General features: G+C 65.6%; 23 protein-coding genes and 1 other RNA gene. 17 read left to right on the top strand and 7 right to left on the bottom strand.

Going from position 1 to position 23,851, the window contains the following annotated elements:
* Window positions 1–17: 17 nt before the first annotated feature.
* The 3 genes from pnp to uvsE all read left to right on the top strand — a co-directional run bounded on the left by pnp (window position 18) and on the right by uvsE (window position 5,035).
* Window positions 18–2,423, top strand: coding sequence for a polyribonucleotide nucleotidyltransferase (gene pnp, locus FHT02_RS14230; protein ID WP_184088862.1), 2,406 nt, complete (start codon window positions 18–20; stop codon window positions 2,421–2,423).
* Between the two features lie 204 nt (window positions 2,424–2,627).
* Window positions 2,628–3,884: a YihY/virulence factor BrkB family protein gene (locus FHT02_RS14225; protein WP_184088859.1), complete on the top strand. Its 1,257-nt coding sequence runs from the start codon at window positions 2,628–2,630 to the stop codon at window positions 3,882–3,884.
* Between the two features lie 26 nt (window positions 3,885–3,910).
* Window positions 3,911–5,035, top strand: coding sequence for a UV DNA damage repair endonuclease UvsE (gene uvsE, locus FHT02_RS14220; RefSeq protein WP_184088856.1), 1,125 nt, complete (start codon window positions 3,911–3,913; stop codon window positions 5,033–5,035).
* Between the two features lie 213 nt (window positions 5,036–5,248).
* Here uvsE and ssrA read toward each other — a convergent pair.
* Window positions 5,249–5,590: a transfer-messenger RNA gene (ssrA, locus tag FHT02_RS14215) on the bottom strand.
* 59 nt (window positions 5,591–5,649) lie between these two features.
* On the opposite strand from ssrA, the gene FHT02_RS14210 reads away from it, so the two are divergent.
* Window positions 5,650–6,078, top strand: coding sequence for an RrF2 family transcriptional regulator (locus FHT02_RS14210; protein WP_184088854.1), 429 nt, complete (start codon window positions 5,650–5,652; stop codon window positions 6,076–6,078).
* A gap of 119 nt (window positions 6,079–6,197) precedes the next feature.
* Here FHT02_RS14210 and mscL read toward each other — a convergent pair whose 3' ends face one another.
* A complete protein-coding gene (mscL, locus tag FHT02_RS14205; RefSeq protein WP_184089164.1) occupies window positions 6,198–6,656 on the bottom strand; it encodes a large conductance mechanosensitive channel protein MscL in 459 nt (152 codons plus the stop codon).
* Between the two features lie 133 nt (window positions 6,657–6,789).
* Between mscL and FHT02_RS14200 the strand changes: the two genes are divergently transcribed.
* Genes FHT02_RS14200 through FHT02_RS14185 form a run of 4 tightly spaced genes read left to right on the top strand, consistent with a single transcriptional unit; the run spans window position 6,790 to window position 9,434 of the window.
* The gene (locus FHT02_RS14200) at window positions 6,790–7,371 is read left to right on the top strand and encodes a LemA family protein (protein WP_184088852.1); all 582 of its coding nucleotides are present in this window, start codon (window positions 6,790–6,792) and stop codon (window positions 7,369–7,371) included.
* Window positions 7,372–7,402: 31 nt separating this feature from the next.
* The gene (locus tag FHT02_RS14195) at window positions 7,403–8,239 is read left to right on the top strand and encodes a TPM domain-containing protein (RefSeq protein WP_184089161.1); all 837 of its coding nucleotides are present in this window, start codon (window positions 7,403–7,405) and stop codon (window positions 8,237–8,239) included.
* 2 nt (window positions 8,240–8,241) lie between these two features.
* On the top strand, window positions 8,242–8,910 hold the full coding sequence (locus tag FHT02_RS14190) for a TPM domain-containing protein (protein ID WP_184088850.1): 669 nt from the start codon (window positions 8,242–8,244) through the stop codon (window positions 8,908–8,910).
* Complete coding sequence (locus FHT02_RS14185; protein ID WP_184088847.1) at window positions 8,907–9,434, top strand: NUDIX hydrolase; 528 nt, start codon at window positions 8,907–8,909, stop codon at window positions 9,432–9,434. The genes FHT02_RS14190 and FHT02_RS14185 overlap by 4 nt, the downstream gene beginning before the upstream one ends.
* A gap of 126 nt (window positions 9,435–9,560) precedes the next feature.
* Here FHT02_RS14185 and FHT02_RS14180 read toward each other — a convergent pair whose 3' ends face one another.
* Together FHT02_RS14180 and hrpB are read right to left on the bottom strand one after the other, a co-directional pair.
* Window positions 9,561–9,842: an NADH dehydrogenase ubiquinone Fe-S protein 4 gene (locus FHT02_RS14180; protein WP_184088846.1), complete on the bottom strand. Its 282-nt coding sequence runs from the start codon at window positions 9,840–9,842 to the stop codon at window positions 9,561–9,563.
* Between the two features lie 27 nt (window positions 9,843–9,869).
* Window positions 9,870–12,383, bottom strand: a complete 2,514-nt coding sequence (gene hrpB / locus FHT02_RS14175; protein WP_184088845.1) for an ATP-dependent helicase HrpB — start codon at window positions 12,381–12,383, stop codon at window positions 9,870–9,872.
* 60 nt (window positions 12,384–12,443) lie between these two features.
* On the opposite strand from hrpB, the gene FHT02_RS14170 reads away from it, so the two are divergent.
* On the top strand, window positions 12,444–12,665 hold the full coding sequence (locus FHT02_RS14170; protein WP_184088844.1) for a hypothetical protein: 222 nt from the start codon (window positions 12,444–12,446) through the stop codon (window positions 12,663–12,665).
* A 202-nt stretch (window positions 12,666–12,867) separates the two neighbouring features.
* Here the strand turns inward: FHT02_RS14170 and FHT02_RS14165 are convergent, their stop codons facing one another.
* Both FHT02_RS14165 and FHT02_RS14160 read right to left on the bottom strand, forming a co-directional pair.
* Window positions 12,868–13,011 (bottom strand): hypothetical protein, encoded by a 144-nt coding sequence (locus tag FHT02_RS14165; protein ID WP_184088843.1) that lies wholly within the window; start codon window positions 13,009–13,011, stop codon window positions 12,868–12,870.
* Window positions 13,012–13,061: 50 nt separating this feature from the next.
* Window positions 13,062–14,075, bottom strand: a complete 1,014-nt coding sequence (locus tag FHT02_RS14160; RefSeq protein ID WP_184088840.1) for a polyprenyl synthetase family protein — start codon at window positions 14,073–14,075, stop codon at window positions 13,062–13,064.
* A 95-nt stretch (window positions 14,076–14,170) separates the two neighbouring features.
* Here FHT02_RS14160 and FHT02_RS14155 point away from each other — a divergent pair, with 95 nt between their 5' ends.
* From FHT02_RS14155 to FHT02_RS14120, 8 genes are all read left to right on the top strand, one after another.
* On the top strand, window positions 14,171–14,455 hold the full coding sequence (locus tag FHT02_RS14155) for a chorismate mutase (RefSeq protein ID WP_184088837.1): 285 nt from the start codon (window positions 14,171–14,173) through the stop codon (window positions 14,453–14,455).
* The gene (locus FHT02_RS14150; protein WP_184088834.1) at window positions 14,452–15,195 is read left to right on the top strand and encodes a hypothetical protein; all 744 of its coding nucleotides are present in this window, start codon (window positions 14,452–14,454) and stop codon (window positions 15,193–15,195) included. Before FHT02_RS14155 ends, FHT02_RS14150 begins: the two co-directional genes overlap by 4 nt.
* Window positions 15,196–15,212: 17 nt before the next feature.
* The gene (locus tag FHT02_RS14145) at window positions 15,213–16,334 is read left to right on the top strand and encodes a glycoside hydrolase family 130 protein (protein ID WP_184088831.1); all 1,122 of its coding nucleotides are present in this window, start codon (window positions 15,213–15,215) and stop codon (window positions 16,332–16,334) included.
* A complete protein-coding gene (locus tag FHT02_RS14140; protein ID WP_184088828.1) occupies window positions 16,331–17,902 on the top strand; it encodes an alpha-amylase family glycosyl hydrolase in 1,572 nt (523 codons plus the stop codon). The genes FHT02_RS14145 and FHT02_RS14140 overlap by 4 nt, the downstream gene beginning before the upstream one ends.
* Window positions 17,899–18,900 carry a glycosyltransferase family 4 protein gene (locus FHT02_RS14135; RefSeq protein WP_184088825.1) on the top strand — a complete coding sequence of 334 codons (1,002 nt, stop codon included), beginning with the start codon at window positions 17,899–17,901 and terminating at the stop codon, window positions 18,898–18,900. The genes FHT02_RS14140 and FHT02_RS14135 overlap by 4 nt, the downstream gene beginning before the upstream one ends.
* Window positions 18,900–19,844, top strand: coding sequence for a DUF4424 domain-containing protein (locus FHT02_RS14130; protein ID WP_184088822.1), 945 nt, complete (start codon window positions 18,900–18,902; stop codon window positions 19,842–19,844). The genes FHT02_RS14135 and FHT02_RS14130 overlap by 1 nt, the downstream gene beginning before the upstream one ends.
* 104 nt (window positions 19,845–19,948) lie before the next feature.
* Entirely contained in the window at window positions 19,949–22,423 is a 2,475-nt protein-coding gene (locus tag FHT02_RS14125) for a PAS domain-containing protein (protein ID WP_184088819.1), read from the top strand.
* A 118-nt stretch (window positions 22,424–22,541) separates the two neighbouring features.
* The gene (locus FHT02_RS14120; protein ID WP_221239495.1) at window positions 22,542–22,745 is read left to right on the top strand and encodes a hypothetical protein; all 204 of its coding nucleotides are present in this window, start codon (window positions 22,542–22,544) and stop codon (window positions 22,743–22,745) included.
* A 147-nt stretch (window positions 22,746–22,892) separates the two neighbouring features.
* Here the strand turns inward: FHT02_RS14120 and FHT02_RS14115 are convergent, their stop codons facing one another.
* Window positions 22,893–23,678 carry a helix-turn-helix transcriptional regulator gene (locus FHT02_RS14115; protein ID WP_221239494.1) on the bottom strand — a complete coding sequence of 262 codons (786 nt, stop codon included), beginning with the start codon at window positions 23,676–23,678 and terminating at the stop codon, window positions 22,893–22,895.
* Window positions 23,679–23,851 lie beyond the last annotated feature (173 nt).

The following is a 23,851-nucleotide window of genomic DNA, read 5'->3' as shown; positions in this document are numbered from 1 at the left end:
GGAGTGAAGGAAATCTCATGTTCGACAAGAAAACCGTATCGATCGAGTGGGGCGGTAAGACGCTGACCCTCGAAACGGGCAAGGTTGCCCGCCAGGCCGACGGCGCCGTCATCGCGACGCTCGGCGAAACCGTGGTGCTCTGCGCAGTCACCGCCGCCAAGTCGGTGAAGGAAGGCCAGGACTTCTTCCCGCTGACCGTCCACTATCAGGAAAAGTTCAGCGCTGCCGGCCGCATCCCTGGCGGCTTCTTCAAGCGTGAGCGCGGCGCGACCGAGAAGGAGACTTTGGTCTCGCGTCTCATCGATCGCCCGATCCGCCCGCTGTTCCCGGAAGGCTTCTACAACGAGATCAACGCGATCTGCCAGGTTCTCAGCTATGATGGCGAGAACGAGCCCGACATCCTTGCGATGGTCGCGGCGTCGGCTGCGCTGACCATCTCGGGCGTGCCGTTCATGGGCCCGATCGGCGCTGCGCGCGTCGGTTATGTCGATGGCGAGTACGTCCTCAACCCGACCGACGCGCAGGTTGCGGAGGGGGAACTGGATCTCGTCGTCGCCGCCACCTACGACGCCGTGATGATGGTCGAGTCCGAAGCCAAGGAGCTTTCGGAAGAGATCATGCTCGGCGCCGTGCTGTTCGCGCACGACGCCTGCCGCGAGATCGTCAAGGCAATCGTCAAGCTCGCCGAGCAGGCTGCCAAGGATCCGTGGGAGCTGAGCAAGGTCGACGACAAGTCGGCGACGCTCAAGAAGCTCGATAGCGTGATCGGCAAGGACATTGCCGCCGCCTATAAGTTGACCGACAAGCAGCAGCGCCAGGTTGCGCTCAACGACGCGCGCGCCAAGGCACGCGAAGCGTTCGCCGACCTCAAGGAAAGCGACCCGGCGCAGTATCTCGGCACACTCAAGCTGGTAAAGAAGCTGGAAGCGAACATCGTCCGCAGCGCCATCCTCAAGGACGGCAAGCGCATCGATGGCCGCACCACCACGCAGATCCGCCAGATCGAAGCCGAGACCCACTTCCTGCCGCGCGCGCACGGCTCGGCGCTGTTCACCCGCGGCGAGACCCAGACCATCGCCACGGCAACCCTGGGCACCCGCGACGCCGAGCAGATGATCGACGGTCTCGGCGGCCTGTCGTACCAGCACTTCATGCTGCACTATAACTTCCCGCCTTACTCGGTCGGTGAAGTCGGCCGCTTCGGCGCTCCCGGGCGTCGCGAAGTCGGTCACGGCAAGCTGGCATGGCGCGCGCTGCACCCGGTGCTGCCGACCAAGGAAGAGTTCCCTTACACGATCCGCCTGACCAGCGACATCACCGAGTCCAACGGCTCGTCGTCGATGGCGTCAGTGTGCGGCGGTTCGCTCGCGCTCATGGACGCCGGCGTGCCGATCAAGCGCCCGGTCTCCGGCATCGCGATGGGCCTGATCCTCGAGGGCAAGGATTTCGCGATCCTGTCCGACATTCTGGGTGATGAGGATCATCTCGGCGACATGGACTTCAAGGTGGCGGGCACGTCCGAAGGCATCACCACGATGCAGATGGACATCAAGATCGCCGGCATCACCAAGGAGATCTTCGAGGCCGCGCTTCATCAGGCCAAGGAAGGCCGCGCGCACATCCTGGGCGAAATGGCCAAGGCGCTTGGTGAGACCCGCTCGGAGCTGTCGGCGCACGCGCCGCGCATCGAGACCTTCTCGATCGACAAGTCGAAGATCCGTGAAGTGATCGGCACCGGCGGCAAGGTGATCCGCGAGATCGTCGCCACCACCGGCGCCAAGGTCGACATCGACGACGAAGGCGTGATCAAGGTGTCGTCCTCCGACCCCGCGCAGATCGAGGCGGCGATCGCCTGGATCAAGGGCCTGGTCGAAGAGGCCGAGGTCGGCAAGGTCTACAACGGCAAGGTCGTCAACATCGTCGACTTCGGCGCATTCGTGAACTTCATGGGTGGCAAGGACGGTCTCGTCCACGTCTCGGAAATGAAGAACGAGCGGGTCGAGAAGCCGACCGACGTCGTGTCGGAAGGCCAGGAAGTGAAGGTCAAGGTCCTCGAGATCGACCAGCGCGGCAAGGTTCGCCTGTCGATGCGCGTCGTCGATCAGGAAACCGGCGAAGAGCTGGAGGACACCCGTCCGGCACGCGAACCGCGTGAAGGCGGCGACCGTGGCCCGCGCGGCGACCGTGGCGAGCGCTCGGGCGGCGGCGGCGACCGTCGTCGTGACGGCGGCCGTGGCGGTGACCGTGGTCCACGCCGCGAAGGCGGCGGTGATCGTGGCCCGCGCAGCGAAGGTGGTGATCGTGGTCCCCGCGGCGAAGGCCGTGGCGATCGTGGCCCGCGTCGCGAGCGGTCGGAAGGCGGCAAGGAAGAAGGCGGCGAGAATATCGGCCTGCCCTCGTTCCTCACCGGCAACGACGACTAAGCTTCCGACAATCGGAAACAGAAAAGGGGCTCGGGAAACCGGGTCCCTTTTTCTTTAGGTCCTCCCCCGGAAGGAAGGGATTGTACTCGGACATTCCGACTAGCCCTTCGGGATGGGATCTATCGCCCCTCCGGAACGTCCCGCCCCACTGCGCGCTTTCACCTATCAAGGCGGCGTGTAGCCGCAACAAACAGGGGGCCAAGGATGGACGCCAAGGGAAGGGACGCGACGAGTCCCTGGAAGATGCCGCTTGCCGGCTGGAAACAGGTTGCCGTCCGCGTCTGGAACGAGTCCGGCGACGACAATATCGGCCTGATCGCTGCGGGTGTGGCCTTTTACGGGTTCCTCGCGCTGGTCCCGCTGCTCACTGCCATCCTGCTCTGCTACGGCATCTTCGCCGATCCCAAGACGGTGGTTGAGGATATGCAGGCGCTGACGTCGCTGGTGCCCGCCGACGTCGCCCGCACGGTCGGCGCGCAGCTGATGGAGTTGGTCCAGTCCTCGGATGGCAAGAAGGGTTTCGGTATCCTGATCGCGCTGGCGCTGGCCATTTTCGGCGCGCGCAACGGCGCCGGTGCGATCATCACCGCGCTCAACATCGCTTATGAGGAGCAGGAGAAGCGCAGCTTCATCATGGTCAATCTCACCGCGCTGGCGATCACCGCCGCGGCGGTGCTCGCCGCGATCCTGGCCGCGAGTGCACTTACCGCGCTCGCCGCGCTTGGCCGATGGATGCATTATGACGCGACGGTGCTGCCGTTGCTGGGCACGGTGGTCACTTATGTCCTGCTGACGCTCGCCGGGGCGGGCGCTGCCGCGGCGCTGTACCGCGTCGGCCCTTCGCGCGGCAAGGCCCAGTGGACCTGGCTCTCCGCCGGCTCGATCTTCTCTGCGCTGCTCTGGCTGGGCCTCACCCTCGGCTTCGGCGCCTATGTCCGGTACATCGCCAAGTTCGACGCGACCTATGGCTCGCTTGGTGCCGTGGTCGCGCTGCTTACCTTCCTGTATCTGGCGTCGTACGTCCTGCTCTTCGGCGCCGAACTCAATTCGGAACTGGAGCACCAGACAGCCAAGGACACCACCACCGGCGCGCCACAGCCGATGGGCACGCGCCGGGCCTGGGTGGCGGACCATGTCGCGGCGGATGGTGACGCGGAGGATGCGCCTGCCAAGCCCAAGCCCCCTGAACCGTCAGGCGCTGCGCCGAACGTCGCTACCAGGCCGGTTGCCCGCACCCCCAGCACCCCTGCCGCTCCGGCGCCCGAGCCGGGCACCGGCTTTGTTGCCGGGCGCGCCGTTGCGCGTGCGGCGCGGATTTCTGGCCTGCCAAAGATCGGCTGGGTCACCACCGGGCTCGTCACGGTTGGTCTGGCGATGGTGCGCCGGCGCGGCAAGGCAGGGGCAGGCGTGGCGCTGATCGCCGCGGCAACGGGACTCTCCTGGCTGCGGGCACGCGACTAACTTCGCTTACCGTGCGTTTCGGGAGCATGGCTGAATCCACGACCCCCGCTCGCCCGCTCCGTCTGGGTTTTCCCGTCAAGGTGATGGGAAAGTCCGACCTAAAGAGCAACGACACGCGCCGCTGGCAGAAGAACCCGCACCTTAAATGCTCGCTGGAGCATGTCAGCCAAATCCTCGACTATCTCCACGCGCATCAGCTGGACATGTACCGCCTGTCGTCGGACCTGGCGCCCTACGCCACGCATCCCGACTTGCCGCAGTTCCACAACCAGGTGGCGGAAAGCGAGGCGGAGCTTCGCGCATTCGGCGCAAAGGCGCGCGAATATGACATGCGCTTGTCCTTCCATCCCTCCCAATATGTGCTGCTGAACTCGCCCGACCCGAAGCTGACCGAAAAGAGCATCTGGGATCTCTCCAGCCAGGCCGAGATGCTCGACCGCATGGAGTGCGGGCCAGAGGCGGTGATGGTCACTCATGTCGGCGGGGTCTATGGCGATCACGAGGCGAGCCGCGCCCGCTGGATCGAAGGGTGGGAGCAATGCCCCAAGCATGTCCGCCGCCGGCTGGTGCTCGAGAATGATGATATCCGCTTCTCCGCCGCCGACGCGCTGTGGATCCACGAACGCACCGGCGTCCCGCTGATCTTCGACTATCAGCATTTCTGGTGCCTCAATCCCGAACGGCTCGACATACGCGACACGCTGGAGCGGTTCCTGGCGAGCTGGCCGCAGGGCGTCCGGCCCAAGATCCACTTCTCCTCGCCGCGTACCGAGCTGCGCGAGATCAAGCAGAAGCTGACCGACAAGCAGCGCGCGGCGGCGGGCACCAAGGCACGTATCCGCACCGTGCTGCGTCCGCCGATCTGGACCGGTCATTCCGATTTCACCAACCCATTCGAATTCGCCACCTTCATGCGGATGGCGCAGGGCCTTGAGTTCGATGTTATGATGGAGGGCAAGTCCAAGGACATCAGCCTGCTCAAGCTGCGGCCCGACCTGCTCCGCTTTGCGCCCGACGTGGCCGCCCGCTTCGGCATCCATGCCGAGGATGCGGACGCGCTCGCACGGGACGAGGCGGCACTGGAGAGCGGAGTGAATGCGGAGGAAGCGCCCGACGTCGACGAAGGCGCCCAAGCGCTAGCCGCGGAATAAATCCCCCCGGCACGGAGAGGGGGACCAGCGAAGCTGGTGGCGGGGGCCCGCCGCGAGCGACGCAACCCGCGGTGGCGCTGAATCGCGCCACTCCCCGCTAAAGCGAGGAAGGATGAAGGCAGAGCCGACCGGTTCGAATGCTTGTTGATCTGGGTAGTTTTGATCTGGGTAGTTAGTAGGGAGCTTCTGTTGCCCGGTGCTCCCCAAACCGCTGGAATCCGCTTCTGTTGCCCGGTGCGGTCCAACCGCGCATTTTAGTCTAACCTTAGGCCGTTAAGCCGTGGGGTTAGGCCGCAATAGCGAGTGCTTCGTTATCGTTGGCACTTGTGTTTCAGACCGTCACAGTGGCCCACGCTGAGAGATAGATAGCGCTTTTCAACACACGTCGATCCTAGTTCGGCCCCATCATGAGCCCCGCTTTCGCGAGGATTATGGTGGAGCCGCCGGGTACCGCCCCCGGGTCCGCTGCGTCTATTGCACGCCTTCGTTTATCCCCATAGCCGAGCAAGCCCGGCACGAATGCATATAGGGGCTCGATCGGTTCATGAAAAGGCCAGCTGTGAGCGGTTATGCCACTTCACACGCTTGACTTGGATTGGCATGGGAGGTGCATCATGTTGACGCAGCGTTCTCGCTACGCGCTTCGCGCGATGCTTTTCCTTGCCGGGCAGCCTGCAACCGTGCCCACGGCGATGAACCGCATCGCGACGGAGGCGAACGTGCCGCGCAAGTTCCTGGAATTGATTCTGGCCGATCTGCGCGACGCCGGCTTCCTGTTGTCGACTCGCGGCAAGATGGGCGGCTATCGTCTTGCGCGCGCGCCGCATCTCATCTCGCTGGGCGAGATCATCCGGGTGATCGAGGGGCCACTGGCACTGGTTCCCTGCGTCAGCCGCACCGCCTATCGCCCGTGCAACGATTGTAAGGATGAGGCGACCTGCGCGATTCGCCTCGCCATGTCGCGCGTGCGTGACGAAACCGCGCGCATCCTGGACGGCACCAGCTTGGTCGACGCCACCGCGACGGTGCTCGCCGCGGCGTAAGCGGAAGCCTGCTATTTTCCTTCAACCCGGCCTTGAGCCGGGGTCCCGCGCCTTGACCCGATAGAAGAAGAAGAAGGGGGATTTCGGCTCAAGGTCGGGACGACGGAGCAAGCGACAGCCTAAGCCCCCTCGTTCCGCCGCTTCAATTCGTCCCGGATCTCGCGCAACAGCTTCACATCCTCCGGCTCGGGCGCAGGCACCGCCTGGCCGGTCTTCTTCTCATGCTCGACCACATGAATTGCCCGGTTCACTGCGCGCACCAGCAGGAACACCATGAAGGCCAGGATCAGGAAGTTGATCACCACTGTGATGAATTGGCCGAATCCGAACAGCGGCACGCCCGCGGCCTTCAGCGCCGCATAATTGTCCGGCGAGCCGGCATAGCTCGCCGGGATGGGTCCCAGGCGGATGAAGTAGCTTGAAAAATCGAACCCGCCGAACAGCCATCCGACCACCGGCATGATCAGGTCGTCGGTCAGCGATTTGGTGATCGTGCTGAACGCCGCGCCGATGATGACGCCCACCGCCAGCTCGAGCACGTTGCCGCGCGCGATGAAGGTTCGGAACTCCTTCCACATGCCGTCCATTTCTCCGTCCAATGCCGTGCGGTTCGTTCCATGTCCGATTTCGCTTTCGGGCTCCAGTGTTCTTGCCGTATAAGACACCTGCGGCCATATCAGGGCCTCAACTGGGTTTGGAGGATCATTCCCGATGAAGTTTCGTGCTGCGACCGCGCTCGTCCCCGCCATCTTGCTGGCGGGCTGCGGCCTCAACAGCGTTCCCACTGCCGAGGAAGAAGCCAAGGCGAAGTGGGCCGACGTCCAGACCAATTATCAGCGCCGCGCCGACCTGATTCCTAATCTGGTCGCAACCGTGAAGGGCGCCGCCGGCTCGGAGGGCAAGATCCTCAACGACGTGGTGAGCGCCCGCGCCCGCGCGACGCAGGTCCAGGTGACCGGCGACGACCTGACCGATTCGGCCAAGATGTCGGCGTTCAACCAGGCGCAGAACGGGCTGACTCTGTCGCTCCAGCGCATGCAGGAGGCCTATCCGCAGCTCCAGAGCCAGGGCAATTTCACTACGCTGATGTCGCAGCTGGAAGGCACCGAGAACCGCATCGCGATCTCGATCCGCGATTATAACGGCGCGGTGCAGGCCTATAACACCCGCATCCGCACCTTCCCCGACGCGGTCGGGGCCAAGATCTTCTACGGCGCGAAGCCGATGACGCCGTTCCAGGCGCAGGCCGGTGCGGACAAGGCGCCGACGGTCGATTTCGGGAACACAAACTGATCCGTTCAGGATCCAGGGAAACAGCGTGACCATCCAACGCGCGCTAGCGTTCGTCCTCAGCCTGCTCCTGCTGCCGCTCGCGGCGCAGGCGCAGAGCTTTCCCAAGCTGTCGGGCCGCGTGGTCGACGCCGCCAACCTGCTCTCGCCCGAGCAGGAGGCGCAGATCACGCAGATTTCGCAGCAGGTCGAGCAGGCCTCCACCCGCCAGTTCGTCGTCGCGACGATTCCTGATCTGGGTGGCTATGACATTGCCGATTATGGCTATCGGCTCGGCCGCGCCTGGAAGATCGGCCAGTCGGAGGCGAATAACGGCATCCTGCTGATCGTCGCGCCGACCGAACGCAAGGTGCGGATCGAGGTGGGCTATGGCCTCGAACCGATCATGACCGACGCGCTGTCGAGCGCGATCGTCAACGATACGATCATTCCGCGCTTCAAGGCTGGTGACATGGGCGGCGGCGTGGTCGCCGGCGCGCTCGCGGTCGGCGAGCAGATGAAGCTGCCGCTCGAAGCCGCCGAGCAGCGGGCGCAGCAGGCCGCGCAAAAGGCGCAGCCCCGCGCCCGCAAGGCGCAAAGTGGAGGCATTCCCGTCGGCCTGATCTTCTGGGGCGTGATCCTTGCCTTTGTCATTTTGCCGATGCTGTTCGGCGGTCGGCGTGGCCGCGGCGGCGCCCGGCGCTATCGCGGCAACGGCGGCGGCGCGCTGCCGATCATCCTGTGGAGCATCGCCGACGAAATGAGCCGCGGCGGTCGTGGCGGCGGTTCCGGCTGGGGCGGTGGCGGCGGCTGGGGTGGCGGCGGCGGAGGCGGCGGCTTCGGCGGCGGCGGTGGATCATTCGGGGGCGGCGGCGCCTCGGGGAGTTGGTGACGATGCGGCTCAGCAAGGCGGATCATGACCGCGTTACCGCCGCAGTCACCCAGGCGGAATTGGCCACCGATGGCGAGATCGTCACGGTCGTCGCGGGCCGCTCGGACGCGTATCACGACGTTGCGCTGCACTGGACGGTGCTGGCCATGCTGCTCGTCCTGGCGTTGCTTGCCTGGATGCCCATGCCCGTCGAGTGGCTCCACGCCCGCTTGATCGATGCGTGGTCGGAAACGCCGCCGCGTTGGTACTTGACCTTCGCGCTGCTGTTGATGGCGGTCACCTTCCTGGTGGCGCGTGTCCTGCTCGCGCTCGACCCGGTGCGTATGGCGCTGACCCCCGGGGCCACCAAGGCCCGCCGCGTTCACCGCGCCGCGATGAAGCTGTTCCGCACCGCTGCTGAAAAGCGCACCAAGGCGTCGACCGGCGTGCTCCTCTACCTCAGCCTCGCCGAGCACCGCGCCGAGATCATCGCCGATGAAGCCATCCACTCGCGCGTCGCCCCTGACGTGTGGGGAGACGCGATGGCGGCGCTGATCGCGGACGTAAAGGATGGCCGGCCCGGCGACGGCATGGCGCAAGCCGTGGCGCAGATTGGCGCCATTCTTACGCAACATTTCCCGCGCAGCGAAGGCGACACCAACGAACTGCCGGATCGATTGATCGAGCTATGAGCGAAGAGCCCATCGAAATCGCCTGGGAAGGCAAGTGGATTCAGGCCAAGCGCCAGGGCAAATGGGAGTTCGTCTCCCGCGCGCGCGGCATCAAGGCGACGGTGATCGTCGCGATTGACGATGACGGTCACGTCCTGCTGGTTGACCAATATCGCGTGCCGCTCGGCAGGCGCTGCCTGGAGCTCCCCGCTGGCCTGATCGGCGACGAACACGATACCGACACGGTGGAAAGCGCCGCGCGCCGCGAGCTGGAGGAGGAAACCGGCTATACCTGCGCGGCGGTCGAGAATCTGGGGGAATTCTACGCCTCGCCCGGCATGGTCAGCGAAAGCTTCTACCTCGTCCGCGCTACCGGGCTGACCAAGATCGGCGAAGGCGGAGGCGTCGCCGAAGAGGACATCAACGTCCACCGCGTTCCCATGGCCGACATCACCGCATTCGTGGCGCAAAAGCGCGCCGAGGGCTTCGGCATGGACGTCAAGATGCTCCTGCTCCTCGCAAGCGACCTGCTGAAGCGTTCTTAGAACCTCTCCCGGAGGGGGAGGGGGACCGCTCGCGCGAGCGAGTGGTGGAGGGTATTCCGCTCTCGATAGCGCGATACCCGCCGTCGCGCCTGCGTGTGCCACCTCCCCCTGCGGAGGAGGGTCGAGTTACCGGAAATTGTCCGCGTATGCCTGCAACTTCAGCTTCCGCTCGGGTGCCGGCACGACATGGTACGCATAGCCTTCGCGCTCGGCATGGGCTTTCGCCGCCTCCAGCGTGGGGAAGGTGATGCGGACCTGGTTGGACACGTCACCGCCGCCATTCCAGCCCGTAAGCGGGTCGGCTTCCTCGGCCTTGGTCGGCTCCATTTCGAGCATCCAAACGTCCAGGCGCGAGCGTCCCGACTGCATCGAGTTCTTGGGACGCTGGAAAATACGAGCGGTCTTCACGTCAGGCCTCCGATAATCGCACCTGCTCTAACGCGCGGCGGCGCGTCTTGCATCCGCATTTTTCGTGCGCAGCGTCGCCGACGCATTGGCGGGGTCGTCGGGCCAGGGATGGCGCGGATAACGCCCGCGCATCTCCTTGGCGACCGCGGCCCAGCTCCCTGCCCAAAAGCCGGGCAAGTCCTTGGTCGTCTGAATCGGCCGCCCGGCCGGCGATGTGAGGCTGAGCACCAGCGGCACCCCTTCGCCGATCGTCGGATGCTCGGCCAGCCCGAACAGCGACTGCACCCGCAACTCCACTCGTGGCCCGCCTTCGGCCGCATAATCAATCGCGTGGCTCGATCCTGCCGGGGTTTCGAAGCGAGGAGGCGCCAGGCGGTCGAGCGTCCGCTGCCCCTCCCAGCCGAGCAGGTTCTGCAGCGCCTGGGTCAGTCCCTCCGCCGCCACGGCATCCAGCCGCCGCTTGCCCGCGAGCAGCGGCGGCAGCCATTCGTCCAGACGCTCGACCAGCGCTTCGTCCGACAGCGCGGCATAGCCGCCATAAGTCGCCCGCGTCCGCAGCGCCTGCGCCGTCTCCGACCAGGGCAGCAGGTCCAGCCCGTGCGCACGCACGCCCTCCAGCAATGCCGCCGCGATCTCGCCTGGATCGGCTGCCGAATCGGGACCGCCCGACAGCCGGATCGCCCCCAGCCGCCGCGCTCGCACGGCCTCGGTCCGTCCGGTCACGGGATCGAAGCGCACGCGTCGTCGTGTTTCGATTCGCTCTCCGAACAGCGCCTCCACCTGCGCAGTATCGATCTCCACCGCCGACAGGATACGCGCGCCTGACGCCATGCCCTGCGTCTCCGCCACCGCCAGCCACTCCGCCCGCGCCAGCGACGAGGTCGGATCCAGCTTGAACCCACGTCCGCCCACCGAGGCCCAGGTCTCGCCCGATCCATCACGCCGCTTCGCCACGCGGTCGGGAAAGGCCAGGGCAATGCAGATCGCCACCGCAAACCCCTCTCCCCCCTGTGGAGAGGGTTGGGAGAGGGGCAGGGCGGCACGCTTCGGGTCCATCCCCCTTCCCCCCGTCCTCCCTTCAGACGGGAGAGGGAGTTTAGACCACCGCTCCGCCAGCCGCCGCGCATTCTCGGCCCGCTGCCCCCGCTCGCTGCGCCAGCGCCGCAGGCGCAGCTCCAGATCGGGCTCGTTCCCGCCCAGCCCACGCTCCCCCAGCAGCACCGCCACCTGCGCCGCGGTCCGCGCGAGCCCCATCTCGCCCGCGCGCACCAGCATGTGCCCTAGGCGAGGGGGCAGCGGCATGCGTGCGATCGCCTTGCCGTGCTCGGTCGGCCGCCCGTCGCCGTCCAGCGCCTCCAGCACCCCCAGCCGCGCCCGCGCCTCCGCCACCGCCGCTTCGGGCGGCGGATCGAGCCAAGCCAGCTGCCGCGGATCGCTGACCCCCCACAACGCGCAGTCGAGCGTCAGCGCCGACAGATCGGCTTCCAATATCTCCGGCGAGTCGAAGCGCGGCAGCCCCGCCGTCGCGGCCTCTTCCCACAAACGATAGGCGACGCCGGGCCCTTGCCGCGCCGCACGCCCCGCGCGCTGCGTCACCGACGCCTGGCTTGCACGCTCGGTCACCAGCCGCGTCATCCCCGCCGCCCGGTCGTAGCGCGGTCGCCGCGCCAGCCCCGAATCGATCACCACCCGGATGCCGTCGAGCGTCAGCGACGTCTCCGCGATCGACGTCGCCAGCACCACCTTTCGCCGACCCTCCGGGTCTGGCCCGATCGCCGCGCGCTGCGCGCCGGGCTCCAGGCTGCCGTGCAGCCGGTGCAGTACCGCGCCAGCAGGCATCTCCAGCCGCTCCGCCGTCCGCTCGATCTCGGCCACGCCCGGCAGGAACGCCAGCACGCCGCCCGCTTCCTCGCGCAGCGCCCCCCGGATCGCCGTGGCGACCGAATCCTCGATCCGGGCCTCGGCGGCGCGCCCGACATGCTTCAGCGTCAGCGGGTAGCTCCGCCCCTCGCTTTCCACCATCGGCGCATCGCCCATCAGCCCGGAAAAGCGCGTCCCATCCAGCGTCGCCGACATCGCCACCAGCCGCAGGTCAGGCCGCAGCCCGGCTTGTGCGTCGAGCGCCAGCGCCAGCCCGAAGTCGCTGTCCAGGCTGCGCTCATGCACTTCGTCGAACAGCACCGCCGACACGCCGGCCAGTTCCGGGTCCGCCTGGATGCGGTTCACGAAGATGCCCTCGGTCACCACCGTCACGCGGGTCGCCGCCGATCGCTTGGCATCCATTCGCGTCGCATAGCCAAAGGTGCGTCCGACCGCCTCGCCGGCCAGCGCCGCCATCCGCTCGCCCGCCGCGCGCGCCGCCAGGCGCCGCGGCGACAGCAACAGAACCTCGCCCGTGCACCAGGGCTCGTTCAACAGGGCAGGGGCCACCGCCGTGGTCTTGCCCGCCCCGGGCGGCGCCACCAGCACGGCGTTCGACGCGTCCCGCAGAACGTCGAGCAACACCGGCAACACGGCATGGATTGGCAGAGTCTCGCGCATCGTGCGCAACCAATTGCGCGAACCCGTGTTGGGCGCAATCGAAGGATAGGAGCAAACACCATGGCCGCACGCACGCTTGCACAGTTCACCATCACCACCGACGCCGAAGGCGACTACGTCCTCCACCTCGAGGACGAGGATGGTGAGACGATGGAGTTCACCGCCAGCTACGAGCAGCTCGACCTGATCGTGGAAGCGATCGAGGAACAGCTCGATACTGACGAAGAGGACATGCTCGGCGTCGACGACGACGAAGACGCGGACACCGAAGAAAAGGAATAAGGCACTTCCAGCGCCAGCAGCTGTTCCCCGGCGAAGGCCGGGGTCCAGCTGCAAGGCATCGGGAAGGCGAATAAACCATTTCGCGTCATCCTGGCCTTGAGCCGGGATCCCGCTTCTTCTGACGCTGGGAGGCAGCGGGACCCCGGCTCAAGGCGGGGTGACGAAGAAACGATAGTGATCCCCCTTGGCCGGGGCGACCCGCCTAAAGCCCCCGGATCATATCAAACCCGCCAGGCCAGAGCGCGTCCTCGATTGAGTCACCCAGCGCCGAAAGTGCGCCTAGCACCACCAGCAAGATCACCATATCGAGCAGCAGTACGCCGGCAAACGCCAGGTAAGGATGCACCGGCCCTATCCGGTCGTACCCGTCCCGCAGCGGCGGCCGCGCCCCGCGCATCAATAGGCCCGCGCCACCGCGAACTCGACCGCCTCGACCATCGCGTCCTTGGCCGCGCCATTGGCGAAGCCGCCCAGCGCGTCGATCGCCCGCTGACCATAATGCCGGGCGCGCGCCAGCGTGTCGTCCACTGCCCGGCTTGCCTGCACCAGCCGCACCGCTTCGGCGAAGTCCTCGTCCGCCACGCGACGCCCCGCAATCGCTTCTTTCCAAAAGCCGCGCGCAGCTTCGTCGCCGCGCGCATAGGCCAGGATGACCGGCAGCGTCATCTTGCCTTCCCGGAAATCGTCGCCGGCATCCTTGCCCATGGTCGTCGCGTCGGAGACATAGTCGATCGCGTCGTCGACCAGCTGGAACGCGATCCCCAGATTGCGGCCATAGGCGTCCAGCGCCGCTTCCTCGCTCTCGGGCCGCTCGGCGACGATCGCGGCGATCCGGCAGGCGGCGGCGAACAGCGCCGCGGTCTTCGCGCCGATGATGTCGAGATAGCGCTGCTCGGACAGGTCCAGCCGGCGCACCGCGGTCAACTGGTTCACTTCGCCCTCGGCGATCACTGCGCTGGCATTGCTCAGCACCTTGAGCGCTTTCAGGCTTCCGCTCTCGACCATCAGCTCGAACGAGCGGGAGAACAGGAAATCGCCCACCAGCACGCTCGCCGGATTGCCCCAGATGATGTTCGCCGTCCGTCGCCCGCGCCGCAGGTCCGAACTGTCGACCACATCGTCGTGCAGCAACGTCGCGGTGTGGATGAACTCCACCGCTGCCGCCAGCCCATGGTGGCGCGTGCCGGTGAAGCCCAGCAGCTGCGCGCTCGCCAGCGTCAGCATCGGCCGCATCCGCTTGCCGCCCCCGGCGATCAGGTGCCCGGCCAGCTCCGGGATCAGCGGAATGTCCGAACGCATCCGGTCCAGAATGACGGCGTTCACCATGTTCATGTCGTGCGCCACTAGGCCGAGCAGGGGCTCCAGCGAGGGCTCGGGGCGTGAGCCCAGGCGATGGATGGTGGCGCTCATGGCTGCGCCTCTGGCCTGTTGCTGCCGTAAAGGCAAGTGGATGGGGTTGCACCGCAGCGTGCGTCACGCGAAAGGGGCCGGGGAGGGCTTTTCATATGCCGGACGCCACGCTTACCCGTTATCGCCAGAGCATCGACAATATCGATGCCGCGCTGGTCTTCCTGCTCGCCGAGCGGTTCAAGGTCACTCAGGCCGTGGGCGAGTATAAGGCCGTCTCCGGCCTGCCCCCCGCCGATCCCGGCCGCGAGGAAGCCCAGATCGCCCGCCTGCGCGCGCTCGCCAAGGACGCCGATCTCGACCCCGAATTTTCCGAAAAGTTCCTGCGCTTCATCATCGACGAAGTGATCCGCCACCATGTTCAGCTGCGGGACGGCGCGTGACTCTGCGTCCCGCCGCTGCTGCGGCGCTGCTGCTCGCGACCTTGTCGGCCTGCAACGCGCTGCCTGAAGACTATGCGCCCAAGCACAAAAAGGCGCAGCCCACGGCCAAGGCGACCCTGGCCGCGGCGCCCAGCCCGGTCCCGACGCTTGCCGCCGACAATCCCGCCCGTCTGGCCGCTGCGCGCGCGGTGGTGCCCGCCAAGCTCGACAGCTACAGCTTCGACGGCGACGACAAGCTGATCGACACGCCGTTCGGCCCGGTGCTGCTTCGCCACGGCCACAATCCTGATGCCGGCCACAGCGAGCCCGGCATCATCGCGGCCTATTATCTTCGTGCCGAGGGCGACCGCTTCGCGCTGGTCAACAGCTATCCCGATGCGGCGGTCAGCGGCAGCTTTGGCAATCTCACCAGATGGTCCGTCTCTGGCGCCTTCACCGGGCTGCCGGTGATCGTGGTCGAGGGCGGCGGCACCTGGCAGGGCTGCACCGTCGGCCTCACCGACCTCATCGAACTGCGCCCGATCGGCCCGGCCCCAATCGCCAGCATCACCACCACCTTTGACACCAGCGGGATGACCGAGGCCAAGGGTGAAGCGTATGAGGGCACCTTGACCGACGTGCACCGCGATTCCGATTTCACCGTCCGCTATAAAGGAACCGACTCGTTCGCCGAGCGATACGTTCGCCGTGGCAACCGCTTCGTCCTCGAAGGGGGCGATAGCCGCATCACCGGCTGCTGACGCAAGGGGAGGGGCGCATGCCCGCAGGCGACGATTATCTGATCTTCCGCCCGGACGATGTCGATCTTTCCCGTTCCCCGCTGCGCCGCTCGATCGCCGAGCCGACCTATGTGCTCGGCGCCTTCAATCCCGGGCTAACCCGGCTTCCCAATGGCAACCTGCTGCTCATGGTCCGCGTGGCCGAAGCGCTGCGCGATCCGGTGCAAGGCGACAGCGCCCGGGCGATCCGTTGGACGCCAGAAGGATACGTCCTCGACCGCCATGCCCTGCACGGGCTCCATATCGACGATCCCCGTCAGTTCGCCTTGAAGGACCGCAACCCCCGCCTGCTCGGCCTCACCTCGCTGTCCTGGCTGCTCCCGGTCGAACTCGACGTTCAGGGCCGCGACATCGTCCGCATCCACTATGACAAGGCGATCGAACCCAGCGCCTCCTTCCTCGATTATGGCGTCGAGGACGCGCGCATCAGCCGCGTCGGCGACACCTGGTGGATGACCGTCTGCGGCGTCTCGGCGGAGCGCCACTGCACCGCGATGTATCGCTCCACGAACGGCCTCGACTACGATCTGCTCGGTGTCGTCCTCGACCATCAGAACAAGGACATGCTGCTCTTCGAAGGCAAGGTCGCGGATAAGTACATGGCGCTCACCCGCCCGCTGGGTGAAGTCTATTTCGCCTATCCGCAGGACAGCGAATGGCTCGGCGGTCCCGCGATCAACATGGCCCAGTCGCCCGACGGCCTCCACTGGAAGCCGCTCGACACCCCCGGCATCCGCGCGCGCAAGGGCACCACCAGCACCCAACGCATCGGCGGCGGCAGCCCGCCGATCCTGACCGACGATGGCTGGCTGATGCTCTATCACGGTGTCGAGAAGCAGGGGCTGGTCGGCGTCTATCGCAGCTTCTGGGCGCTGCTCGACCGCGACGATCCCGCCCGCATCCTGCGGCTCGAGGACGGCGCGCCGCTGTTCGAAGCCGATCCTGCACTCACCGCCGACATCGCCCACCAGATGTACCTGCCCACTCCGGTGGTCTTCACAACGGGAATCGTCGACGCGGGCGATCACTACATCGTGGCGCACGGGGAAGCCGACCTCGCCTGCCGCATCACTCACACGCCCAAGGAACGCTTCGCGTGACCGATCCGCTCTGGTGGCAATCGGGTGTCATCTACCAGATCTATCCACGCTCGTTCCAGGACGCGAACGGCGACGGCATCGGCGACTTGCCCGGCATCGAATCCCGCCTCGACGCATTGGTTGAACTCGGCGTGGATGCGGTATGGATATCGCCCATCTTCCCCAGCCCGATGGCCGATTTCGGCTACGATGTCGCCGATTACACCGGCATCGACCCGCGCTTCGGCACCCTCGAGGGCTTCGACGCGCTGCTAAAGGCCGCCCACGCCCGCGGCCTCAAGCTCCTGCTCGATTTCGTCCCGAACCACAGCTCCGACCAGCACCCCTGGTTCCTCGAAAGCCGTAGCTCGCGCGATAACCCCAAGCGGGACTGGTACATCTGGCGCGACGCCAACCCCGACGGCTCGCCCCCCAACAACTGGATCAGCGATTTCGGCGGCTCGGCCTGGCAGTGGGACGAAGCCACCGGCCAATATTATCTCCACGCCTTCCTCAAGGAACAGCCCGACCTCAACTGGCGCAACCCGCAGGTCCAGGCGGCGATGTTCGACGCGATGCGCTTCTGGTTCGATCGCGGCGTCGACGGCTTCCGCATCGATGTGCTCTGGCACATGGTCAAGCACGCCGGCTTCCCCGACAATCCGCCCAACCCCGATTACAAGCCCGGCATGGGCGAGATGTTCAGTGTCCTCCAGCTGCACTCCACCGACCAGGAGGAAGTGCACGCCCTCGCCGCGCGCATGCGCGCCCTTGCCGACGCCTATCCCGCGCGCGTGCTGATCGGCGAGATCTACCTGCCGCTGGACCGCCTCATGCGCTATTATGGCACCGACGCGCCGGGCGTGCATCTGCCCTTCAACTTCCAGCTGATCGACGCCCCCTGGAACGCAGCCGATTTGGCTAAGATCATCGCCGACTATGACGCCGCGCTGCCCCCGGGCGGCTGGCCCAATTGGGTGCTCGGCAACCACGACCGCCCCCGCGCCGCCACCCGCTTCGGCCCCGAACAGGCGCGCGTCGCCGCGATGCTGCTGCTGACCCTGCGCGGCACGCCGACGCTATATTATGGCGACGAGATCGGCATGGCCGACGTCGCGATTCCCGCGAATCAGGTCCAGGACCCGCGCGAACTGCGCGAGCCCGGCATTGGCCTGGGCCGGGATCCGGTCCGCACGCCAATGGCGTGGGACGACAGCCCGAACGCAGGTTTCACCACCGGCACGCCCTGGCTGCCGCTCCACCCCGACTGGCAGACCCGCAATGTCGCCGCGCAGCGCAATGCCCCCGGCTCGATGTGGCAGCTCCACCACGACCTGCTCGCGCTACGCCGCCGGCATCCTGCGCTGGCCGTCGGCGACTGGTACCCGGTCGAGGCAAGCGGCGACCTCCTCGCTTATGAACGCCGCCACGGCGACCAGCGCCTGCTGATCGTCCTAAACCTCGGCGACCAGCCACAACCCTTCTCGATCCCTGAATGGGCCGAAGGCTTCACGCCCATTCTCTCCACCCGCGGCGGCACCCCCGACCCGGCGCTCCTCCTGCCCAACGAAGGCCTTATCCTCGCATGAAGATCGCAATGCTGGCTCCCATCGCGTGGCGCACCCCGCCGCGCCATTACGGCCCGTGGGAACTCGTCACCAGCCTGCTGACGGAGGCGCTGGTCGCCAAGGGCCTGGACGTCACGCTGTTCGCCACGCAGGATTCGATCACCTCCGGCACGCTCGCCGGCGTCGTCCCAGCATCCTATGAGGAAGACCCCAGCATCGACGCGAAGGTCTGGGAATATCGCCACCTGAGCCACCTGTTCAGCCGCGCGTCCGAGTTCGACCTGATCCACAACCAGGCCGATTTCCCCGCCCATGCCTTTGCGTCTCTGGTCGACACGCCGATGGTCACCACCATCCATGGCTTCTCGTCCGACCGCATCCTGCCGATGTACAAGCCGTTCGAGGACCGCGTGCACTATGTCGCGATCTCGGACGCCGACCGGCACCCGAGCCTCCATTACGCCGCCACCATCCACCACGGCATCCGCCTGGACGAATTTCCCTTCGACGCGCAGGGCAGCGAAGACCTGCTCTTCTTCGGCCGCATGCACCCGGACAAGGGCGCCGCCGAAGCCATTGCTGTAGCCCAGGCCACCAACCGCCGCCTGAACCTCTACGGCATCATCCAGGATCAGGGCTATTTCGAGAGCGCGGTAAAGCCCCATCTGAACGACCGCATCGTCTATCACGGCCCCGTCGGCGGCGAAGCACGGGTGAAGGCGCTCGGAAGCGCAAGGGCGCTCCTCCACCTCATCAACTTCGACGAACCCTTCGGCCTGTCGGTGGTCGAGGCGATGGCCTGCGGCACCCCCGTAATCGCCATCGGTCGCGGCAGCATGCCCGAACTCATCACCCCCGACACCGGCATACTGGTACGATCGGCCGAAGCAGCACCGCAGGCCGTCGAGTCGCTGGCGGTGGACCGCGCCGCCTGCCGCCGCCGGATGGAAGACCACTTCTCGGTTGAGGCGATGGCCGATAAATACATCGCCTTATACGAACGCATCCTGGGGGCATGATGATCCGGCACTGGTTGTTTGCGGGTGCGCTGCTGGCGCTGCCGTTTGGCGCCGTGAACGCCAATGACACCACCGCCCAGCTCGCGGCCGGCGGGCTGGTGCTCGTCAAGAACGATGCGGTGGAAATGCAGTCGGAGGATCTGCACCTCTCCCGTTCGCGGGTGCAGGTTCGCTATGTCTTCCGCAACACCAGCGGCAAGGATGTGACGCTGCGCGTCGCCTTCCCCATGCCCCCCATCGGCGGGCCGGGCTTCTTCATGCAGGACGTGTCGATCCCGGTCGACGCGCCGGCCAATCTCCTCGGCTTCGCGACCCGCGTCGATGGCAAGCCGGTGCAGAGCGAAATCGAACAGCGCGTCTTTGTCGGCGACGTTGAACGCACGGCCTGGCTCACCGCCAACCATGTGCCGCTCGCGCCGCACCGCGACGAAGCCCGTGCCGCGCTCGGCCGCCTGCCCGCCGCCAAGCGCGCCGAGGCCGTGCGGCTCGGGCTGATCGACGACGACGGCGAACCCGCCTGGACGCTGCGGGTCACTTACCATTGGCAGCAGCGCTTTCCCGCCGGCGTGCCGGTGGTGGTCGAACATGGCTATACCCCCTCGGTCGGCGGCACCGTCGCCACCATGCTCGGTGAGGCGCAGGGCGACGCCGACACCGCCGCGCGCTACTGCGTCGACGCGCCGCTCCTGCGCACGCTGCGCGCCGCAAGCCGGGCAGGGCGCCATTATCCCGAGCAATGGGTCGATTATGTGCTGGTCACCGGCGGCAATTGGAAAAAGCCGATCGGCCGCTTCCGCCTGGTGGTCGACAAGGAAGCACCCGGCGACCTGGTGAGCTTCTGCGGCGAAGGCGTGCGCAAGATCGGCCCCACCCAATTCGAGATGACCAAGACCAACTGGCGCCCGGATAAAAACCTCTCGGTCCTGTTCCTGATCGGGCGCTAACGCCTTCTTGCGTAAGCCAAAGGCATGCTGCAATGCCTTGCTACCCAGGGGTCAGACACAGCTTAGCTGAGATCAACGGGCAGCTCTATCCAGTTGAGGTTGCTTTGACTCACTCACGCTCCGGCGCCGATCCGCACGCGGACGATTACGCCCGCGACGTTCTGGAGAATATGTCGGAGGCGTTCTTCCTTCTTGATAGGGGGTTTCGCCTGGTCGACGTGAACAGGGCTGCCATCGCCCTCGACGGCCGAGCGAAGGAGGATTTGCTCGGACGAACGCTGTGGGAGCTTGCTCCCGGCGTGGAGGAAAGCGAACTCGGCGAGCAATTCAAGTGGGTGATGCTCAATCGCGAGGCGCAAACGGCAGTGCACCACCAGAGCTGGGACGGTGGGCACAGTGCTTGGCTCGAGTCTCGGATCGTTCCTGTGCAAGCTGGCGTTGCGGCGTTCTACCGCGACGTGACGAAGGAGCTGGCGGCGCAGGAACGTCTTCGTGAGACCAGCCGCCGGCTCGACGCAATCCTCGGCAATACGACGATGGCTGTATTCCTGATGGATCACCAACAGCAATGCGTCTACGCCAACGCAGCAGCCGAGAAGCTCACGGGCTACGCATTCGAGGAGATGCGAGGGCGGCCATTGCATGACGTGGTTCATCACACAAAGCCCGACGGTTCCCATTATCCGCTTGCAGACTGCCCGATCGATCGCGCCTTTCCCGAGCGAGCGCAGATGCAAGGGGAAGAGATCTTCGTCGCGCCCGATGGAAGCTTCTACCCCGTAGCTTTCACGGCGAGCCCGCTATTGGATCAAAGCGGCGCTCCCGCTGGCACGGTCATCGAGGCTCGCAACATCGAGCAGGAAAAAGCGAAGCAGGTGCGTTTCGAGGTCCTCAATCGCACCGGGCAGGCTTTGGCGGTCGAGCTCGACCTGAACCGCGTTGTTCAGATCGTGACCGACGCAGGGGTCGAGCTGAGTGGGGCTAAGTTCGGAGCGTTCTTCTACAACGTCATCAACGATGACGGCGAAAGCTTCCTGCTTTACACCTTGTCAGGCGCTGAGCGAGAACAGTTCGACAGCTTTGGTCATCCTCGCGCGACCGAGGTGTTCGCCCCCACGTTCCAAGGGGAAGGTGTGGTCCGTTCGGACGACATCACCAAGGACCCCCGTTACGGCAACAACTCGCCGCACAACGGAATGCCGCAGGGGCATCTGCCAGTTCGCAGCTATCTTGCCGTGCCGGTCACGTCGCGGTCCGGAGAGGTTATCGGCGGGCTCTTCTTCGCGCACCCCGAACCGGGAATATTCGGCGAAGAAGCCGAGCCGCTCCTTCTAGGTCTTGCCGGGCAGGCTGCCATTGCCATCGACAATGCTCGGCTGTTCGAGGCTGCTCAACGCGCTAATCAGAGCCTAGAGCAACGGGTGGTCGAGAGAACTCGCGAGCTCGAGATCGCGAACGACGCACTTCGTCAAAGCCAGAAGATGGAGGCCATTGGGCAGCTCACCGGCGGCATCGCGCATGACTTCAACAACCTGCTCACCGTGATCAGGGGCTCGGCCGACGTTCTTAGACGCGATGGGCTGACCGAGGAAAAGCGCCGCCGCTACATCGACGCGATCTCCGACACCGCGGAACGTGCCGCGCGACTGACCGGCCAGCTTCTGGCATTTGCCCGGCGGCAAGCATTGCGGCCGGAAGTTTTCGACGCCGGACAGCGGATCACCTCCATCGCCGAAATGCTGCGCAGCGTGCTTGGTTCGAGAATATGCCTCGAGATCGACGCAAGGTGCTCGGACTGCTTCGTGGAAGCCGATATTGCCCAGTTCGAAGCCGCGCTCGTCAACATGGCTGTCAACGCGCGCGACGCCATGGATGGCGAGGGCGAATTGAAGATTGCCATTCGCAGGGAAATGGAGGGCGAGAGCGCGCTCGTGTGCGTCGAGGTCGCCGACACCGGCCACGGCATCGAGCCGGAGAAACTGAACCGCATTTTCGAGCCCTTCTACACGACAAAGGAAGTCGGCAAAGGCACTGGCCTTGGCTTGAGCCAGGTATATGGCTTCATCAAACAATCCGACGGTGAAATCCAGGTTGAGAGCAGGTTGGGGGCTGGGACCATCTTTCGGCTCCTGCTGCTAGCTCGCGACGATCGTCCGAGTAGCTCCCCGCAAGAGCATGAGATGGAGCCGCTGCCTAAGGGCGGGCGCGTTTTGGTTGTTGAGGATAACGCGGATGTTCGCAACTTTGCGGTCGACCTACTCCAGGACCTCGGCTTCGAAGCTGAAGTAGCGGACTGCGGTCACACGGCTTTGGAGAAGCTCTCCGCTGACAGTCGGTTCGATGTGATCTTCAGCGACGTTGTCATGCCCGGGATGAGCGGCATCGAGCTTGCACGCTCGGTGCGGCAGAATTTTCCACACATGCCGATCGTGCTCACGAGCGGATACAGCCATGTCTTGGTCGATGAAGGACGACACGGCTTTCCGCTCCTTCACAAGCCTTATTCGGCCGAAGGTGTCGCCAAGGCACTTTTCGAAGCGATGAGCACTGTCGCCCACCGGCCCGGCGCTCAGACCTGATTGGGAAGCGAGGCGGGACGGTCACCGATGCATGTCAAAGGGCTGGCGTGCGCGGGGAGCGCAACGCCGCGCTTCATATGTCGTCGACAACCCTGACGAGGATGTTTCGGTGGAGCGCATGTGGGTCCTTGTTCGAAAGCGCACACCAGACGGGTATCTCGGCGTCCTAGACAACGAGCAGAACGCCGTCGCTGAGAACGACGAGGTCTGGCTTGGAACCGAACTCCCCTTCTCCGCCAAGCACGTGATCAGCATCCAGGAGCGAGACGTGAACACCGTCGCTCTCGTTCGGGAAGATCCGCGCACCCGCTGGTCAGGCTGACAACTGCTCGCGTCCGCTTCCCGGACGAAGAAGCCTCGAACGGCCCGAAGTGAGGACGGAAGCGGAGGCGTCGGCTTCTAGAAAGGTAGGTCTAGACCGGCGCTTACGCACGTCCCCGTCTCCGACGGATCGATGCGCCGCGGGGATTTACCCCTCGGGCCTGAGAATGCCGCCGGCCATCCTGCCTTCGGCGTCGAGCACGACCGACATCAAGACTTTGCCGTTGGCAAACACTAGGTCGTAGCCGTCGTCGCCTAGCATGCCACGCTGGCGGAAAGTGACCGACTTCAGCTCGCCCAGCGATTTGAACATGGGATGAGTCATGGGAAGATCCTTACGGACGACCTCGGCGAACTGGGGAGAGAGTTTGTCGTAATCGGGCGAGCCGCTCGCCAGACCGGCGACAAGGCGACGCAAGGCAGCCTCGGTGCCGGCAGTCGGCACGGAGCTGGGTGCGGCGGAGGGTGCAGACGGGACGCTCGGCGGCGAGCTTGCCTGCCCGTCGATAGCGCCAGATGACTGAACCCACACGATCATGGCTGCTGCGGCAAAAAGGCTCATTAGCGTTACTCCGGAGACCACATAAACCCGGTGCAGCCGCAAATTCCCTGAGGTCTCGTTTCGCGGGGCGGCGACGGAGCCGGCTTTATCGGATTTAGCATTCCCCGGCGGAAGGTCCGGCGATCCAGGTCCCAGCCGACCGGACCGCTCTAGCGCCTCCACCAGCTTCGCAGCTTCAAGCGATGAGGACAGGCCCAGCTTGGCGCGCGCCATCTTTAACCGCTTCTCCACGGCATGAGGAGAGACACCAAGATCGAGAGCCATTTGCTTGGCAGTTTGATGGTTCAGACAACGCTTGAGACATTCCCGCTCAGCCGTAGTCAGGCGCAGGGCCGCTGCTCGCGTGCTCTCGTCTATCACGTCCATGCTCATGTCGGCCAACGTAGCGGTTTAAAAGCCAGTACCAACTCCGATTGTCTGGTACCCATTGGTACCCCATCTCCTGTTCCCATTCCGCTGCGCCGACAATCTGGCTCAACGTCCTCTCAGTCGGGCTGGCTTCAGATGGTCCGCCTGCGCATCGGTGAAAGTCGCGGCGCCCAATG

It is taken from the genome of Sphingomonas xinjiangensis (assembly GCF_014199255.1).
Taxonomy (GTDB): Bacteria; Pseudomonadota; Alphaproteobacteria; order Sphingomonadales; family Sphingomonadaceae; genus Sphingomonas; species Sphingomonas xinjiangensis.
This window is presented reverse-complemented; position numbering and strand designations above follow the sequence as displayed.

Excerpts from the sequence above, each read along its gene's own strand:
- pnp (WP_184088862.1), top strand. The coding sequence starts at position 18 with ATGTTCGACAAGAAAACCGTATCGATCGAGTGGGGCGGTAAGACGCTG.
- FHT02_RS14145 (WP_184088831.1), top strand. The coding sequence starts at position 15,213 with ATGCCCGCAGGCGACGATTATCTGATCTTCCGCCCGGACGATGTCGAT.
- FHT02_RS14225 (WP_184088859.1), top strand. The coding sequence starts at position 2,628 with ATGGACGCCAAGGGAAGGGACGCGACGAGTCCCTGGAAGATGCCGCTT.
- FHT02_RS14135 (WP_184088825.1), top strand. The coding sequence starts at position 17,899 with ATGAAGATCGCAATGCTGGCTCCCATCGCGTGGCGCACCCCGCCGCGC.
- FHT02_RS14200 (WP_184088852.1), top strand. The coding sequence starts at position 6,790 with ATGAAGTTTCGTGCTGCGACCGCGCTCGTCCCCGCCATCTTGCTGGCG.
- FHT02_RS14130 (WP_184088822.1), top strand. The coding sequence starts at position 18,900 with ATGATCCGGCACTGGTTGTTTGCGGGTGCGCTGCTGGCGCTGCCGTTT.
- FHT02_RS14120 (WP_221239495.1), top strand. The coding sequence starts at position 22,542 with ATGTGGGTCCTTGTTCGAAAGCGCACACCAGACGGGTATCTCGGCGTC.
- FHT02_RS14185 (WP_184088847.1), top strand. The coding sequence starts at position 8,907 with ATGAGCGAAGAGCCCATCGAAATCGCCTGGGAAGGCAAGTGGATTCAG.
- hrpB (WP_184088845.1), bottom strand. The coding sequence starts at position 12,383 with ATGCGCGAGACTCTGCCAATCCATGCCGTGTTGCCGGTGTTGCTCGAC.
- FHT02_RS14210 (WP_184088854.1), top strand. The coding sequence starts at position 5,650 with ATGTTGACGCAGCGTTCTCGCTACGCGCTTCGCGCGATGCTTTTCCTT.
- uvsE (WP_184088856.1), top strand. The coding sequence starts at position 3,911 with ATGGCTGAATCCACGACCCCCGCTCGCCCGCTCCGTCTGGGTTTTCCC.
- FHT02_RS14170 (WP_184088844.1), top strand. The coding sequence starts at position 12,444 with ATGGCCGCACGCACGCTTGCACAGTTCACCATCACCACCGACGCCGAA.
- FHT02_RS14190 (WP_184088850.1), top strand. The coding sequence starts at position 8,242 with ATGCGGCTCAGCAAGGCGGATCATGACCGCGTTACCGCCGCAGTCACC.
- FHT02_RS14155 (WP_184088837.1), top strand. The coding sequence starts at position 14,171 with ATGCCGGACGCCACGCTTACCCGTTATCGCCAGAGCATCGACAATATC.
- mscL (WP_184089164.1), bottom strand. The coding sequence starts at position 6,656 with ATGTGGAAGGAGTTCCGAACCTTCATCGCGCGCGGCAACGTGCTCGAG.
- FHT02_RS14160 (WP_184088840.1), bottom strand. The coding sequence starts at position 14,075 with ATGAGCGCCACCATCCATCGCCTGGGCTCACGCCCCGAGCCCTCGCTG.
- FHT02_RS14115 (WP_221239494.1), bottom strand. The coding sequence starts at position 23,678 with ATGAGCATGGACGTGATAGACGAGAGCACGCGAGCAGCGGCCCTGCGC.